This is a genomic window from Streptomyces sp. NPDC088147, assembly GCF_044741565.1.
GTDB lineage: Bacteria > Actinomycetota > Actinomycetes > Streptomycetales > Streptomycetaceae > Streptomyces.
The window spans coordinates 124,154-142,008 of record NZ_JBIUSY010000008.1 but is presented as its reverse complement, the minus strand read 5'-3'; the positions used below and the strand labels follow the sequence as shown (position 1 = coordinate 142,008).

Annotated in this window: 3 protein-coding genes; all 3 read left to right on the top strand. The window is 73.6% G+C overall.

Translation table 11 applies throughout. The features are described 5' to 3' along the window. The first annotated feature begins 38 nt into the window (after window positions 1-38). Genes ACIOGX_RS26895 through ACIOGX_RS26885 form a run of 3 tightly spaced genes read left to right on the top strand, consistent with a single transcriptional unit; the run spans window position 39 to window position 17,807 of the window. Window positions 39-1,037 (top strand): 3-hydroxyacyl-CoA dehydrogenase family protein, encoded by a 999-nt coding sequence (locus ACIOGX_RS26895; protein WP_401917547.1) that lies wholly within the window; start codon window positions 39-41, stop codon window positions 1,035-1,037. Further along, entirely contained in the window at window positions 1,030-8,265 is a 7,236-nt protein-coding gene (locus ACIOGX_RS26890) for an amino acid adenylation domain-containing protein (protein WP_401916964.1), read from the top strand. Before ACIOGX_RS26895 ends, ACIOGX_RS26890 begins: the two co-directional genes overlap by 8 nt. Further along, complete coding sequence (locus ACIOGX_RS26885; protein WP_401916962.1) at window positions 8,262-17,807, top strand: amino acid adenylation domain-containing protein; 9,546 nt, start codon at window positions 8,262-8,264, stop codon at window positions 17,805-17,807. The genes ACIOGX_RS26890 and ACIOGX_RS26885 overlap by 4 nt, the downstream gene beginning before the upstream one ends. Window positions 17,808-17,855: the final 48 nt, after the last annotated feature.

Sequence of the window (17,855 nt, the reverse complement as noted above, 5' to 3'; positions counted from 1 at the left end):
CCACCGGCACGCCCGTGGGCGTCGTCGGTGCCGGAACGATGGGGATCGGCGTGGCGCAGTGCTTCGCGGAGGCCGGGTACCCCGTGGTGGTCGTCGATCCCGACCCGGCGGCCCTCGGCACCGGCCCGGCCCGCCTCCGGGCGGGGGTGCGGATGGCGCAGCTGCTGCGGCGTCGCTCCTCCGCATCAACCGGAGCCGGAGCCCGAGCCGGAGCCGGAGCCGGAGCCGGAGCCGGAGCCGGAGCCGGAACAGACGCAGACTCAGGTACGGATTCGGGCAGAGGTACCGGGGCCGGAGGCGGGACGCCCGCGCCCTCCTCTCCGTCCCCCGAGGCGCGTGTCGTCTGGTCGGAGAAGCTCTCCGACCTGGCACCCGCCTTCTTCGTGGTCGAGTGCGCGCGCGAGAAGGTGCCGATCAAGGAGGAGATCCTGCGGCAGCTGGACCAGGTGTGCGGCCCCGACACGGTCTTCGCGTCCTGTACCTCGTGCATCCCGATCACCCGGCTCGGATCCTTCACCGGCCGTCCCGACCGGGTGATCGGCACCCACTTCATGAACCCGGCCCCCCTCAAGGACGCCGTGGAGGTCATCCGCGCGCCCCGGACCAGTGAGGGGACCGTCCGGCGGACCGTGGACCTCCTCGCGGAGATCGGCAAGCAGGCCCTCGTGGTCCGTGACGCGCCCGGTTTCGTGACGAACCGCGTGCTGATGCTGACGCTCAACGAGGCCGCCACCGTGCTGGGCGAGGGAACGGCCGACGCCGAGACGGTGGACCGTATCTTCCAGGACTGCTTCGGCCACCCGATGGGGCCGCTGCGTACGGCGGACCTGATCGGGCTGGACACCGTACTCGACTCACTCGAAGTGCTGCGCGAGTTCACCGGCGACGAACGCTTCCGGCCATGCGCCCTGCTGGCCCGTCATGTCGCGGAAGGCAGTGTCGGCCGCAAGTCCGGCCGCGGTTTCTACCAGTACCCGGAGCAGAGGCAGCGTCCGGAACACCATCTCGTCTCGCGGGGAGGAGCCAGCCATGGCTGACCACCAGAGTGCGCGCACCGCAATGTCCGCCGCGGGCCGGGAGGTCTGGCGCGGCTCGCCGGACGGTCCGCGGGAGCCGGGCCTGTACGCCGCGGAGGTCGTGGAGATCCACGGCGCCCTGGACGTCTCGGCGTTCGAGAAGGCGCTGGCCCAGGTCGTCCAGGAGAGCGACGCGCTCCGCCTGCGGCTGCCGGGGAGCGAGCCCGGTACGCGGGAGGCCCCGATCCTGGAGTCCGCCGACAGCCTGCCGTTGCCGCTGGTGGACGTCGGCGCCGAGCCCGATCCGGTGGCCGCGGCGGAGGAGTGGGTACGGGCCCAGCTCGCCCGGTCGGACCGTCCGGCCGGGAACGCGGCGTCGGCACAGGCGCTGATCCGCCTCTCCGCGCACCGCTTCCACTGGTTCCACCGGCATCACCGCTCGGTGCTCGACGGCTTCGGCTGCTCGCTGATCACCCGCCGGGTCGCGGAGGTCTACACGGCGCGTGCCGAGGGCCGGCCGCTACAGGACTCCGCGCTGGTCTCACCGTCGGTACTGCTCACGGAGGAGGCCGCGTACCGCGCGTCGGACGACCACGGGCGGGATCTCGCGTTCTGGCGCGAGTATGTCGCGGGCCGGACCGAGCCGGTGACCCTCGCCGAGGAAGCGGCGCCGGACGCTGTGGGCGCCCTGGGCGCTTCCGCCGGGGCTCCGGGCGAATCCGGGCTCCCGTTCGTCCTCACCGCCGCCGACACCGACCGGGTGCGCGCGGCGGCCCGCTACAGCGGCACCCCGTCCCGGGCCGTGCTGTTGGCCGCCGTCGCGGCGTACACACACCGGATGAGCGGCGATACGGACCTCGTGCTCGGTCTGCCGGTCGACGGACGGCCGACCCGGCTCTCCCAGCGCGTGCCGGGCGCCGCCGAGGACATCGCGGCACTGCGGCTGACGGTGCGCCCCGGTACGGGCTTCGGCCAGCTCGTCCAGCGGGCGGCCCAGGAGAGCCGCCGGGTCCGCGCGCGTCAGCGGCTGCGGCACGCGGAGCTGTGCCGGGAGCTGGGACTGCCGGGCAGCCGCCCGCGGCTCTACGGGCCCGTCGCCGACATCCGGACCCCCGGCCCGGAGATCCGGTTCGGCGCGCTGCCCGCCGTCATCCGCAGGGTGGGCCGCGAGCCGGTCCAGGATCTGCGCGTGGTGATCGACGAGCTGCCCGGGGACACCCGTCTGCGGATCGCCTTCGAGGGCGCCAACGACCGGTACACCGCTGCCCAGCTGACGGCCCACGGACAGCGTTTCGGGCGTCTGCTGTCCGCCGCCGTGGCCGCCCCCGGCCTGCCGGTCGGCACGTTCGATCTCCTGGACGCCGGCCTGCGGGCGACCGTACGCGGCTGGACGGGGGCCGTGGAGCGGCGCCCTCAGCAGGGCACGCTCACGGACCTGCTGGAGACCGCGGCGGCCCGGCACCCCGACGCGATCGCCGTCCGGGACCGTACGACCCGGCTCACGTACCGCGAACTCCACGAGCGGGCCAATCGCCTGGCCCATCTGCTGATCCGCCGGGGGGCCGGACCCGAGCGGGTGGTGGGGCTGCTGCTGCCCCGGTCGACCGAGGCGATCGTCGCGATGCTGGCGGTGCTCAAGACCGGCGCCGCGTATCTGCCGCTCGACCCCGCCTACCCGGCGCAGCGGATCCGTTTCATGATCGAGGACGCGCGGCCCCGGTGTGTGGTGACCGACGCCGCGGGCGCCGGCCGGGACACCGAGGGCCTTCCGGGCGAGGTGCTCGTACTGGACGACGCGAGGACCGCCGGCGAACTGGAGCGCTGCTCCCCGAAGCCGCCCACCGACGCGGACCGTGCCGCGCCGCTGCTGCCCGCGCATCCCGCGTATGTGATCTACACGTCGGGATCCAGCGGTACGCCGAAGGGTGTCGTCGTCGCCCATCGCGGGGTCGTGCCGCTGATCGCCTGGGTGGCCGCCGAGTTCGGCGCGCAGGCGCTCGCGCACACGCTGGCCGCCACCTCGTTCAGCTTCGATGTGTCGGTGGCCGAGATCTTCCCCGCGCTGGCCACCGGCGGCAGTGTCGAGGTGGTCGGCAATCTGCTCTCGCTGCTCGACGGCGACCCGCCGCGCTGGTCGGGCGGGCTGCTGTGCGCGATTCCCTCCGTGTTCGCGAAGCTCATGGAGTTCGGCGGCGTGGAGCTGTCCACGAAGACGCTCGCGATGGCCGGGGAGGCGCTCCCGGCCTCCCTCGCCTCCCGCGTGGCGCGGACCATGCCGGGCAGCAGGCTCCTCAATGTCTACGGACCGACCGAGGCCACCGTGTACGCCACGGCCTGGTCCTCCGACGAATCCCCGTCCGGTGAACTCCCGTCAGGGGAACCGCTGTCCGGCGACTCGCTGTCCGGCGGTGCGCCGCCCATCGGCCGTCCGCTGACGCATGTGCGGGCGTACGTACTCGACGGGGCGCTCCAGCCGGTGGAGCCGGGTCGGCGTGGTGAGCTGTATCTGGCGGGTGCCGGGCTGGCCCGCGGCTATCTGGGCAGGCCGGGACTGAGCGCGGAACGCTTCGTGGCCGATCCGTTCGGTCCGCCCGGCGGTCGCATGTACCGGACCGGTGATCTCGCCCTCTGGGGCGAGGACGGGCAACTGCGTTTCCTGGGGCGGGCCGACGCGCAGGTCAAGGTCAGCGGATTCCGGATCGAGCCGGGCGAGCTGGAGACCGTACTCGCCACGCACCCCGGGGTGAGCGAGGCCATGGCCGCGGTACGGAAGGACGCGGCCGGTGACGCACGGCTCGTCGCCTACGCGGTGCCGGTGACCGGGGCGGGGCGTCCGGATCCGGAGGCGCTGCGGGGGTGGGCCGCCGAGCGGCTGCCCGCGTATCTGGTCCCGGGTGAGATACGGCTCGCCGAGTCGCTGCCGCGCACCCCGAGCGGCAAGCTCGACCGCGACGCGGAGCCCGCCGTGGCGCCGGAGCCCGCCGTCGTGCGGGAGCCCGCCGTGACATCGGAGCCCACCGCATCGGCACCGGCACCGGTCGCCGCGCCCGTCGAAGCCGTCGCCCCGGCCGGGCGCGCGGAGCCCGCCGAGGCCGTCGCGCCCACCGAGCCCGTCGCACCCGTCGCACCCGTCGTGCCCACCGAGCCCGTCGGGCCGGAGCCGGCGTCTCCCGAGGCACCCGTGGCGACGCCCGCCGCCGAAAGCCGGGTGGAGCAGGTCGCGTGGGTGTTCTCCGAGGTTCTGCGGCGGCCCGAAGTCCCCCTCGACGCCAGCTTCTTCGACCTCGGCGGCGACAGCATCATGTCGATCCAGCTGGTCAGCCGGCTGCGTCAGGCGGGTCTCGTCCTCACCCCGCAGGACATCTTCGAGTACAAGACCGTCACGGCGCTGGCCGGGGCCGCCCGTGAGACCACGCGGGCCAAGGCCGCGAACGCCGCCTCGGGCGTCGGCGACGTACCGCTCACCCCGATCATGCGGTGGCTCCAGGAACTGGACGGTCCCGTCGACGGGTTCCATCAGGCCGTGCTGCTCCAGGTCCCCGGCGGGGTGCGTGAGGACCGGCTGGTCGCCGCCGTACAGAAACTCCTGGACCACCACGACGCCCTGCGGCTGCGGCTCGACCGGTCGTCCGCGGAGTGGCGGCTCACGGTACGGCCGCCGGGCTCCGTGTCCGGCGCGTCGTGTGTGCGGCGGGTCGATGTCCGGGGCGTCGGTGATCTGGAGCGGGTCCTCGCGGACGAGGCGGGCCGGGCGAAGGGACAACTGGACGTCCAGGCGGGCGTGATGGTGCGCTTCGTCTGGTTCGACGCGGGGGACGACGCACCCGGCCGGCTGATGTTCATGGCGCACCACCTGGCCTGTGACGGGGTGTCGTGGCGGATCATGGTGCCCGATCTGGTCGGGGCGTACCAGGATCTCGAAGCGGGCCGGGTGCCCGCACTGCGCCCGGTGGAGACATCGTTGCGGCACTGGAGCCGCGCGCTGTCCGCGCAGGCGCGCGAGGAGCGCCGTACGTCCGAACTGCCCTTGTGGACAGACATACTGTCCGCGCAGGGGCCACGGCTGGCGAAGCGGCCGCTGGACCCGGCCGTGGACACCACGGGCCGCGCCCGTTCCCGCGCCGTGACCTACGGCGCCGACCGGGCCCGGCATCTGTTCAGCACCATCCCGGCGGCCTTCCACTGCGAGATCAACGATGTGCTGCTGACCGCCCTGGCGCTGGCGGTGCAGCGCTGTGTCGGCAGTGAGCGGGACGTGGTGATCGATGTGGAGGGCCACGGCCGTGAGCCGGTCGTCCCCGACGCCGATCTGTCGCGTACGGCCGGCTGGTTCACCAGCATGTACCCGATACGGCTCGCACCCGGCGCCGCCGACGCCCCGGGCCGGCGCGACTCCCGGCAGGAACTCGGCCGGGCGCTGCGCCGGGTGAAGGAGCAACTGCGGGCGATCCCGGACAAGGGCATCGGCTTCGGTCTGCTGCGCTTCCTGAACCCGGAGACCTCGGGCGCGCTGGCCGCGGCCCCGCCACGGGAGATCGGGTTCAACTACTTCGGACGGTTCCTGCTGCCCGCCGCGTCGGGGGAACAGGACTGGGGACCGGCGCCGGAGACGGGCATGACCGCGGGGGCCGACGCGGACATGCCGCTGGCCCACCCGCTGGAGATCACCGCGCTGACCCAGGACACGGCGCGGGGACCGGAACTCGGCGTCAGTTTCACCTGGCCCGAGGGCATTCTCGACGAGCGGCTGGTCGATGAGCTGGCGGACACCTGGTTCGAGATCCTGGACGCGCTGGCGGCGCACGCCGCGGAGCCCGGGGCGGGCGGTCGTACGCCGTCCGACTTCCCGCTGGCGAACCTCAGCCAGGACGAGGTCGAGCGGCTGGAGCGCGACTACCCCGGCCTGGAGGAGATCCTTCCGCTGTCACCCCTCCAGCAGGGGCTCCTGTACCACGTCCTGGTCAGCGGACTGGGCGCGGACGCGGAGACGGACGCCGACGCGGACACGTACGAGGGCGCGCGGGAGCGTGCGGATGAGCAGGACGTCCCGGCCGGTGAGCACAACGTCTACACCGTGCAGGTATGGCTGGAACTCGTCGGTGACCTGGACCCCGACCGGCTGCGCGCCGCGGGCCGGGCACTGCTGCGGCGTCACACCAACCTGAGCGCCGCCTTCGTCCACGAGGGCCTGGCCGAGCCGGTCCAGGTGTTCGGAGCGGCGGCCGAACTGCCCTGGCGGGAGGAGGATCTGAGCGCGATCGCCGAGGACGCGCGCGAGACGGAGATCGACCGGCTGCTGGGGCTCGAGCGCAACCGCCGCTTCACCCCGACCGCCCCGCCGATGATGCGGCTGATGCTGATCCGGTTGGCGGACGACCGTCACCGAGTCGTTCTGACGACCCATCACATCCTCATGGACGGCTGGTCGTTGCCCATCGTGCTGCGAGAGCTGTTCGCTCTCTACCGTGAGGCGGGCGCCGAGGGCTCCGGCACGGCCATGGTTCTTCCGGCCGGTCATTCCGCTGCCGTTGATCTGCCGGCCACCACCCCCTTCCGCGAGTACCTGTCGTGGCTCGGCCGCGTCGACGGCGCGGAGGCGGAGGGCGCGTGGCGGGAGGCGCTGTCGGGGCTGACCGCGTCGACCCGGGTCGCGCTGGAGGAGGGTACGGCGGAGCCGATGGCGCCGCGCAACGTCACCGTGGAGCTGAGCGCGGAGACGACGGTGGCTCTCGTCGACATGGCCCGCCGCCACGGCGTGACGACCAACACCGTCCTCCAGGCGGGCTGGGGCATCCTGATGGGCCAGGAGACCGGCAACACCGATGTGGTGTTCGGCTCCGTGGTCTCGGGACGGCCCGCCGAACTCGCCGGTGTGGAAACGATGGTGGGGCTCTTCATCAACACCGTGCCCACACGGGTCCGGCTGGAGCCGGCGGAGTCGCTGGGCGCGCTGCTGGTCAGGCTCCAGCGGGAGCAGGCCCGGCTGCTGCCGTACCACCACATCAGTCTCGGTGAGATCCGGCGGATCACGGACGTGGGCAACCCCTTCGACACGGTGATGGCGTTCGAGAACTACCCCCTCGACACAGAGGAGCTGGCGGAGCCCGCCCCCGGTCTGAAGCTGGCGCGGGCCTACGGCGACGACGCTCCGCACTTCCCGCTGAACCTGGTGGTGTCCGCCCGGGGCGAGCGGCTGCTGCTGCGGTTCGACTACCGTCCGCATCTGATGGAGCGCGACCGGGTGGCATCGCTCGCCGACCGGTTCGTCCGGCTGCTCACGACGGCGGCGACCGAGCCCACCCGGAGTGTCGGCGGCTTCATGGCACGCGGCGCGACGGCGGCCGGGACGGCCGGCGAGACCGCTGCGGGACATGCCGGGACGGCGGCCGAGGTGCTGCTCGCGGGCACACAGCGGGCCCCGGGGAGCGGAATCGGCGTACTGCTGCCGCTGCGTGAGTCGGGTGACAGGCCGCCGCTGTTCTGTGTCCACCCGGCGGCCGGAATAGCCTGGTCGTACGCCGGTCTCTCCGGGCCGCTGGGCACGGACCAGCCGGTGTACGGCCTGCAGGCGCGGGGGCTCGACGGCGAAGAGGTGCTGCCCGCGTCCGTTCAGGAGATGGCCGCGGATTACGTGGATCACATCCGGTCTGTCCAGCCCACCGGCCCGTACCAGCTGCTGGGCTGGTCGTTCGGCGGGCTGGTGGCCCACGAGATGGCGGTGCAGCTCCAGCTGAGCGGGGAGGAGGTCGGTCTCCTGGCGGTTCTGGACGCCTTTCCCGCGGACCGGGAGAAGGACAGCGCGAGTCTGCCGACCGGGCGGGTGACCGGCGGGGATGTGCTGGCGATGGTGCTGGAGTTCTTCGGCTACGACCCCGCCGGCTGGGCGGGCGAGTCGCTGACCTATCCCCGGTTCGTGGAGATCGCCCGTGAACAGACGGGGCTGCTGGCCTCGTTCGACGAGCAGCGGGTCGCGGCGGTCGCCCGGATCTTCGCCAACAACTCGGCGCTCTCGTATGCCCACAAGCCGGGCCGGTTCACCGGCGACCCACTGGTCTTCACCGCCCGGGAGACCTCCCCGGAGGTCGCCCGTGACCTGTGGCGGCCGCTGGTGGACGCCGGCGGCGTGGAGATACTGCCCATCGACTGCACCCATGGTGAGCTGGGGCGGCCCGGCCCGCTGGGCGATGTCGCCCAGGTGCTCTCCCAGCGGCTGAAGGCCCGTCCGGCCACACCGGGGAACGTCGTATGAGGCAGGGTACGGAGCCGGGGAACACGGCGGACCGCCCCGGCTCCGTCCCTCTTTCCACCGCGCAGTACGGGGTCTGGCTGGGGCAGCAGTTCGCCCCGCCGGCCCGGTACCACGTGGCGGCCGGTTTCGAGGTGTCCGGAGATCTCGGCCCCGGGCTGTTCGAGACGGCCTTCCGGCTCACGGTGGCGGAGGCGGAACCGCTGCACGCCCGGTTTCCCGCCGGGGACGGGGCGGAACCCCGGCAGCGGGTCGGGCCGTTGCCCTCGTGGGACGTCCCGCGGGTCGATCTGCGGCGCGAGCCGTTCCCGATGGCCGCCGCGGTGGAGTGGATGCGGGCCGACGCGGCGCGCCCGTTCGACCTCGCGGCCGGTCCGCTGTTCCGTACCGCGTTCATCCGGCTCTCGGACGAGCGGGTCTGCTGGTATCTGCTCTGTCATCACCTGGTCATGGACGGTCTGGGGGGCGCGCTCTTCGCCCGGCGCCTCAGTGAGATCTACGCGGCGCTGGAACACGGCGAGGACCCGGAGCCCGGCCCCCGGATCCCGCTGGAGGCGCTGCTGCGGGCGGAGTCCGACTACCGGGCCTCACCGGAGTTCGGCGCCGACCGTGCCTACTGGACGGGCAGGATGGCGGACTCGCGGCCCGTGCCGGGCCACCCCCTGCCGGGGCACCCCATGGACGCTGTGAGCGGCGTGGCATCGCGTGGCGTCGCCCGGCTTCCCGGGGCGGGCCTCGCCGAGCTGCGACTGCTGGCCCGCAGGCTCGGGGTGCGGTGGCCGGTGGTGGCCACCGCCGCGGCGGCCCTGCTGGCACACGCGCGCGACGGAGTGGGCGGCGGCGAGGAGGTGGTGCTCGGTCTGCCGGTCGCCGGCCGTACGGGCGCCGTGGCCCGCGCCCTGGGCGGTATGACCTCGAATGTGCTGCCGCTGCGGGTGCCGGTCTCCCTGGACCGGCCGGCGGCCGAGCTGGTGCGTGCCGTGGACGCGGAGATGACGTCCGCGCTCGCGCATCAGCACTACCGCGCCGAGGACCTGCACCGCGATCTGGGCCTGACCGGCACCGGGCGAGCGCTGTACGGGCTCGCCGTGAACGTGATGCCCTTCAGCTTCGGACGGCGGTTCGCGGGCCGGCCGATGACGATGCACCACCTCGCCGTGGGCCCGGTGGAGGACCTGTCCGTCACCGTCCACCCGGAGACACAGCGCTCCGGTCTGCGCGTCGACCTCTATGCCGCTCCGGCCCGGTACGGGGCGCGCGAGGCCGCCGCCGAGGCGCGGCGTTTCGTACGGCTGCTGAGCGGGCTGATCGCCGAACCCGGCCGTCCGGCGGGGGAGTTCGGTCTGCTGTCGGCCGGAGAGCGGCGGCGGACGGTGCCCCGCGCCACCACCCCGGTGCCGAGGCCCTCCGTCACACTGCCGCGGCTCGTCGAGCGCTGGGCGGCGCGGACCCCGGCGGCCCCCGCGGTCACCTGCGGGCCGGACGTGCTGTCGTACGGAGATCTCAACGCCCGTGCCAACCGGCTGGCAGGGGCACTGATCCGGCGCGGCGCCGGTCCCGGGAACACCGTCGCCGTTCTGCTGCCGCGCTCCGTCCACCTGGTCACGGCGATTCTCGCGGTGAGCAAGACGGGCGCGGCGTATCTGCCCATCGATCCGGCCTGGCCCGCCGACCGCGTCGGCATGATCATGGCGGACGCGCGGCCGGTGTGTGTGCTCACGCCCGACGACCCGGCCGGACCGCTGGAGGAGTTCTCGTCCGCCGACCCCGTGGACGCGGACCGTACGGCGCCGCTGACGCCCGGCCATGCCGCGTATGTCATCTACACCTCGGGCTCCACCGGCCGGCCGAAGGGCGTGGTGGTCGAGCACCACAGTGTGGTGTCGCTGCTGGAGAACGCCGCGGCCGGCTTCGGGTTCCACGCCGGTGACGTGTGGACGATGTTCCACTCCTGTGCCTTCGACTTCTCCGTCTGGGAGATGTGGGGCGCGCTGGCACACGGCGGGCGGCTCGTCGTCGTCCCCCACGAGGTGAGCCGGTCGCCCCGGGAGTTCCTGGGCCTGCTGGCCCGGGAGCGGGTGACGGTGCTGAACCAGACGCCGTCCGCCTTCTACGCGCTGGTGGCGGCCGACGACGAGGAACCGGAACGGGGCCGGGACCTGGCGCTGCGCCGGGTGATCCTCGGCGGTGAGGCGCTGCGGCCCGCGCGGCTGCGGTCCTGGTTCCGGCGGCGCGGCGACGCCTCGCCGGTCGTGATCAATATGTACGGCATCACCGAAGTCACGGTCCACGCCACCCGGCTCGATCTGAACGCCCGTCATGGTGCCGAACCGGCCAGTCCGGTCGGAACCGCGCTTCCCGGAACGCGTCTGTACGTGCTGGACGGACGGCTGCGTCCGGTGCCGCCCGGGACGGCGGGGGAACTGTATGTGGCGGGCCCCGGGGTCGCCCGGGGCTATCTCGACCGGCCCGGCCTCACCGCCTCGCGGTTCGTCGCCGATCCCTTCGGCCCGCCGGGATCGCGGCTCTACCGGTCGGGCGACCTCGTACGGTGGCGGCCGGACGGCGGTCTGGAGTACCTCGGCAGGGCCGACGACCAGGTCAAGGTCCGCGGCTTCCGTATCGAGCCCGCCGAGATCGAGTCCGCGCTGCTGGCCGTGCCCGGGGTGGCCCAGGCGGTGGTGGCCGCCGTACCGGACGACGGCGGACACGGCGGTGGCGGCGGTGGCGGCGGTGACGCGCGGCTGGTGGCGTACGTGGTGCCCGCGCGCGAGGCGACGGCGGACCACGCGGGGCCGTTCACCGCGCGTCTGCGTGAGCACCTGCGCGAGCGGCTGCCCGGCCACCTGGTCCCGGCGTTGTTCGTGCCGCTGGAGTCGTTGCCGCTCACCGCCAACGGCAAGCTGGACCGGGCGGCGCTGCCCGCCCCCGCCCCGGCGGCGCCCGTACGCGCCGCGGGCTCGCCCGGTACCCCTCAGGAGCGGCGGCTCGCCTCCCTCTACGCGGAACTCCTCGGTACGGGCCCGGTCGGGCCGGAGGACGGTTTCTTCGATCTCGGCGGTGACAGTCTCCGCGCAACGCGGCTGGTCAGCGCGGTGCGCGAGAGGTTCAGGGTCGAGCTGGACGTACGGGATGTGTTCGCGCATCCGACGGTGGCGGATCTCGCCGCGCACCTGTGGCGACAGGCCCCGGACACGGGCCCGGACCTGGAGCCGGACGCGGGCCTGGACGCGGGCTTGGCCTTGGACGCGGGCGGGACCGAAGGCTCGGATCCCTCTTCCGGCGCGGCGACGGACGGCGACCCCGAGCACCTGCCGCTCTCCTTCGCACAACGGCGGTTGTGGTTCCTGCACTCGCTCACAGGTCCGGACAGCGCCTACAACGTGCCGTTGGTGCTGCGCCTGAGCGGCGAGGCCGACGAGGAGGCGCTGCGAGCGGCGCTCAACGATCTGACGGTACGTCATGAAACGCTCCGCACCGTCGTCCGGGAGGCGGCCGGCAGACCGGTCCAGCGGGTGCTGTCACCGGCGGACGCCCGCCCACGGCTGACCGTGACACGGACCGGGGCGGCGGACGCGGAGGCGGCCGAGGCGCTCGCCGCGAGCGCCCGGTACGCCTTCCGGCTGGATGCCGAATGCCCTGTGCGGGCCGAGCTGTTCATCACCGCCTCCGGTGAACAGGTGCTGCTGCTCCTGCTGCACCACATCGCCTGCGATCACGCCTCGCTCGCTCCGCTGCTGGCCGATTTCCGTACGGCATACACGGCCCGGCTGCGGGGTCTGGAACCCGACTGGCCGCCCCTGCCGGCGCGGTACGCGGATTTCACCCTGTGGCAGCGCGGAACGCTCGGTACGGACGGCCGCCCCACGCCGCGCGCGGAGCGCGGGCTCGCGCACTGGACCCGGGTCCTGGACGGCCTGCCGGAACGGATCCAGCTGCCCGCCGACCGGACGGCGGGGGCGGCGGACGAAGAGGCGGCCGACGGCGGGGACACCGTCACGTTCCGCGTCCCCGCGGCGGTGCACACCCGACTCGCCGAGCTGGCGGCGGCGGAGCGCGCCAGTGTGTTCATGGTGGTGCACGCAGGACTGGCCGAGCTGCTGACCCGGCTCGGCGCGGGTACGGACATCCCGGTCGGCACGGCGGTCTCGGACCGCGCCGACGCGCGCTGGGACGAGATCGTCGGATTCTTCGTGAACACCCTGGTGCTGCGCACCGATGCCTCCGACCCCTCAGGGAAATTGACCTTCCGTCAGCTGCTGGGGCGGGTCCGGGAATCCGATCTGGCGGCCTTCGCCCATCAGGACATCCCCTTCGACCTGGTGGTGGAGGCGCTCGCACCGCACCGTTCCGCGAGTGGACAGACGCTGTTCCAGGTGATGCTGGTCGTCACGGCGGCGCCTCCGCGACGGCTCGAACTCCCCGGTCTTTCCGCCGAGATCGGCACGGTCGGCACCGGCGCCGCCAAGTTCGATCTCTCCGTGAGCCTGCACGAACACCGCGGCCCGGATGGCGCCTGCCTGGGAATGGACGGCGTACTGGACTTCCGGACGGGACTGTTCGACCGGGCCACCGCACAGGCGATCGGCGACCGGTTCGCGCGTCTGCTGGCGTCTGTGGCCGCCGCACCCGACCGGCCCGTCCACCTCGCCGACATCCTGGAGAGCGGGGAGCGCGACCGGCTGCTCACCACGTGGGGGGCCTCCCCGGTCTCCGTGCCGCTCACCCACGACACCGTGCCACGGAGATTCGCCGAGTGGGCGCGCCGTACTCCCGACGCCCCGGCGGTCCGCGTATCCGGTCAGGTGCTGACCTACGCGGAGCTGGACGCCCGGTCCGACCGGCTGGCCGGCCGGCTGGCCGCCCACGGTGTCGGTACCGAGACCAGGGTCGCGGTCCTGATGGAGCGCGGCGCGGACTTCGCGGTGGCGGCGCTGGCGATCCTCAAGTGCGGTGGCGCGTATGTGCCGTTGGACTCGCGGTCGCCGCGTGCCCGGCGGGAGCGGGTGGTCGCCGAGTCGGGCGCGCGGGTGATGGTCATCGGCGACGGCACGCCCCCCGACGTGCACTCCGGCGACGCGCCCCCCGAGACCGTGCCTGCCGGCGACGCGCCCGTTCGTGGTCCGCGCCTCATCGACATACGCGACCCGGGGCCGGCGACGGAGTCCGACAAGGGCTGGACACTTCCGGTGGGCAGCCCGGCGGGCCTGGCCCAGGTCATCTACACCTCCGGTTCGACCGGTGTGCCCAAGGGGGTGGCCGTCACCCATGGCGATGTGCTCGCTCTCGCGCTCGACAGGTGCTGGGAGGAGAGCCGGCCGCAGCGGATTCTGATGCACTCCCCGCTGTCCTTCGACGCGTCCACGCTGGAGCTGTGGGTTCCGCTGCTGAACGGCGGGGAAGTGATGGTGGCCCCGCCCGGTGAACTGGACCTGGCGACGCTGGAGCGCCTGATCACCGGTACGGGCGTCACCACCCTGTGGCTCACGGCCGGTCTCTTCCAGCTCGTCGCCGAGGAGAACCCGGGCTGTCTGCGTGAGCTGGACGCGGTATGGACCGGGGGAGACGTGGTGGCGCCGCGCGCCGTGAGCGCGGTGCGCCGGCACTGCCCGTCCACCCGTGTGGTGAACGGTTACGGGCCCGCCGAGGCGACGACGTTCACGACCTGGCACCTGGTCACCGGCCCCGGCCCGGACGGTTCCGGTGACCGGACCCTCCGCCCGGGTGTGCCGATCGGACGTCCGCTGGACGGCCTCCGCGTCCACGTGCTCGACCGCTTCCTGCGGCCCGTACCCGCGGGGGTGACGGGCGAGTTGTACGTGGCGGGCGCGGGTGTCGTGCGCGGATATCTGAACCGGCCCGGACTGACCGCCGAGCGGTTCGCGGCCGACCCGTTCGGACCGCCGGGGACGCGGATGTACCGTACCGGCGATCTGGTCCGGTGGCTGCCCGACGGCGTACTGGCGTTCGTGGGCCGTGCGGACGGTCAGGTGAAGCTCCGGGGCTTCCGCATCGAGACCGACGAGGTCGCCTCTGTACTGGCCGGGCGGGGCGGGGTGGGCCAGGCGGTGGTGGTGGTACGGGAGGACCGGCCGGGGGAGCGGCGCCTGGTGGCGTACGTGGTCCCGGAGGAGGGCCGGAAGGTCGACGAGGCGGTGGTGCGGGAGCACGCGGCCGGTGTGCTGCCCGAGTACATGCTGCCGCAGGCCGTCGTCGTGCTGGACCGGCTGCCGCTGACCCGTCATCACAAACTCGACCGGGCCGCGCTGCCCGCACCACCCCGGGCCGTGGTGGTCTCGGCGGCGCCGCGGACCCCACGCGAACGCGTGCTGTGCGGCATCGCCGCGGAACTGCTCGGCGAGGAGTCGGTGGGGGTCGGTGACGAGTTCTTCCGGCTCGGGGGCGACAGCATCACGGCCATTCAGCTGGTCAGCCGGGCCCGTGACGCGGGTCTTCGGTTCAGTGTGCGCGATGTCTTCCGTTACCCCCGTATGTCCCAACTGGCAGAGAAGGCGGAGGAGTTCGAGACGGACCCCGCCCCCGCGCCGTCCGGGGAGGGCGAGGCCGGCGGTGCGCTGCCGCTGACGCCGATCATGCGCTGGTGGCGGGAGCGGCCGGGTGGCGATCCCGCGTCCTTCAGCCAGTGCGTCACACTGCGGACCCCGCCGGGACTGACCCGCGAACAGCTGGCCGACTCCGTACAGGCTCTGCTGGACCACCACGCGGCGCTGCGCCTGCGCCTGCTCCCGGAAGGCCCGGAAGGCCCGGCCGACGCGGACAGCCCGGGACCGGCGGACCGGCCCCGTGCACCGGATGGTCCGGCCGGGGCAGGCGGATCAGGCGGATCAGGCGGATCAGGCGGAGCAGGCGGACCGGTCGGGTCGGTCGGGTCGGGAGATCCGGCCGGGTGGACGCTGGAGGTCCTGCCGCCCGGAGCGGTACGGGCGGAGGACCGGGTACACCGGGTCGATGCCGCCGATGACTGGGCCGGGCTGCCCGCACTGCTCTCCGACGCGGCCCGCGCTGCGCGGAGCCGTCTGGATCCCGCCGTGGGAGGGATGGTGGCGGCGGTGTTCCTCGACGGCGGGCCCGTCCGGCCGGGCCGGCTGGTCCTCGTCATCCATCATCTGGCCGTCGACGGGGTGTCCTGGCGCATTCTGCTGCCGGACCTGGTCGCCGCTCACCGGGACGTGGTCGCCGGCCGGCCTCCCGTACCGCCCGCCGCCGGGACTCCGTTCCGCGACTGGGCCGGCTACCTCGCCGGGCAGGGCGAAAGCGGCGCGCGGCAGGGCGAGCTGGCGTTGTGGAAGGAGGCGCTGTCCGGCGGTGACGCGCTGACGGACGCCCCGGTCGCGGAGGCGGGAGATACGGTACGGCGGTTCGGGGCGACGCTGTCGCCCGAGCGGACCCGCCCCCTGCTGACGGAGGTGGGGGCGGCCTTCCACTGCGGTGTGGAGCCCGTACTGCTCACCGGGCTGGCCCTCGCGATGGAGGAGTGGCGACGCCGCCGGGGCCTGGCGACCGGCGGGGACTCCCGTGGCGTGGTCATCGAGCTGGAATCGCACGGCCGCGCCGAGGTGGCGGGGGTGGACCTGTCGCGGACGGTCGGGTGGTTCACCAGCATGTTCCCGGTCCGGCTGGAGCACACCGGATGTGTCTGGGCGGACGTGTGGACGGCGGGCCCGGCGCTCGGCCGGGCCCTCAAGCGGGTCAAGGAGCGCTTGCGGGCCCTGCCCGATCTGGGCATCGGCTACGGCGTGCTGCGGTATCTCGACCCGGTGGCGGCGCCGGAGCTGTCCGCTCTCGGCGCGCCCCGCGCCGGGTTCAACTACCTGGGCCGGATCGCCGCCGAGGGCCGCGAGGACTGGGACATCACCGCCGAGTTCACCACACTGCCCGAGACGGACGCGACGCTTCCGGCGCCCGGCGCGCATCTCCTCGACCTCAACGCCGTGACCGTCGACGGTCCGGCCGGTCCCCGGCTGAGCGCCGAGTGGTCGTGGACGGAGGCGGCGTTCACGGAGGCGGAGATCCGCGAGCTGGCGGAGCTGTGGTTCACCGCGCTCGACGCCCTCGTCGTGCACGCCAGAACCCCGGGGGCGGGCGGACACAGCCCGTCCGATCTGCCCCTGGTTCCGCTTGAGCAGCCGGAGATCGAGCAGCTGGAATCGGCCTACCCCGGGCTCGCGGACGTGCTGCCGCTGACCCCCCTTCAGCAGGGGCTGCTCTTCCACTCGCTGTACGCGCCGGACAGCCCGGACGTCTATCAGGCGCAGCTCGTGCTGCGTGTGCGGGGCGACGTGGACGGAGAGGCGCTGCGTGCCGCGGGGGCCGCCCTGCTGGAGCGGCACCCCAATCTGCGGGCGGCGTTCGTCCATCACGATCTGCCCCGTCCGGTCCAGGTGGTGCCGGGCGCGCTCGTGCCGGAGTGGCGTGAACTCGACCTCGGCACGGTGTCGGAAGGGCGCCGGGAGCGTGTCTTCGACCGGATCACCCACGCCGATCTGCGGAGGCGCTTCGAGCTGGACCGTCCGCCGCTGCTGCGCTTCACCCTGTTCGCCTGGGGGCCCGGCGAACACCGGCTCGTGCTGACACACCATCATCTGGTGCTGGACGGCTGGTCGATGTCGTTGCTGGTCGGTGAGTTGTTCGCGCTGTACGCGCACGGGGGCGCGGCTGACGCGCTGCCCGCGGTGACGCCCTACCGCGAGCATCTGTCCGTGCTGGCGGCCCAGGACCGTGACGCGGCCCGGGACGCCTGGCGGACCGCCCTCGCGGGCGCCGAGCCGCCGTCCCTCCTCACCGGAACCGACGCCGGGACCGAGACCGTCGTCGGTGGTGGCGCGGTGCCCGTACGGTCCGTGGAGTTCACGCTGCCGGACGCGCTGACCGCGTCCCTGCGCGGCCTGGGCGCGTACGGTCTGACGCTCAATACGGTGGTCCAGGGGGCGTGGGCGCTGCTGCTGGCCCGGCAGGGCGGGGTACGGGACGTGGTGTTCGGCACCACCGTCTCGGGCCGCCGCCCGGAGATCCCCGGTGTGGAGTCGATGATCGGGCTGTTCATCAACACCGTTCCGGTGCGGCTGACGATCGATCCGGCCCAATCCGTCAGGGACTTGCTGGTGCGCTTCCAGGACGAGCAGGCCGCTCTGCTGGCGCACCAGCATCTGGGGCTGGGGGACATCCAGCGGCTGGCCGGGCGGCGTGAACTGTTCGACACGCATGTGGTCTTCGAGAACTATCCGCTGGACCGCGTGAGCCTGGCCCGTGCCGCGCCGGGGCTGCGGCTGGTGCACAGCGAGGGGCGGGACGCCACGCACTACCCGTTGACACTGGCGGCCTTCGCCGGCGACGGCCCGCTGACACTGCGGCTGGGCCACCGCCCGGACGCGGTGGACGGCCCCCGGGCCGAGCGGATCGCGGCGGAGCTGCCACACCTGCTGGAGGCGATCGCCGGCGCGCCCGACGATCCGGTGGGCGGCCTGCTCGGGCCCGAGCCCTGGGTGCCGGCCCCTGGCTCGCGTCTCCCGGCTCCCGGCAACTGAACTCCCCGACCCGGACCACCCGTCGTCCCCGACCACCCGACCACCCGA

Bases quoted from the DNA above. Each gene is read 5' to 3' on its own strand.
- ACIOGX_RS26885 (WP_401916962.1), top strand. From the start codon at position 8,262: ATGAGGCAGGGTACGGAGCCGGGGAACACGGCGGACCGCCCCGGCTCC.
- ACIOGX_RS26890 (WP_401916964.1), top strand. From the start codon at position 1,030: ATGGCTGACCACCAGAGTGCGCGCACCGCAATGTCCGCCGCGGGCCGG.
- ACIOGX_RS26895 (WP_401917547.1), top strand. From the start codon at position 39: ATGGGGATCGGCGTGGCGCAGTGCTTCGCGGAGGCCGGGTACCCCGTG.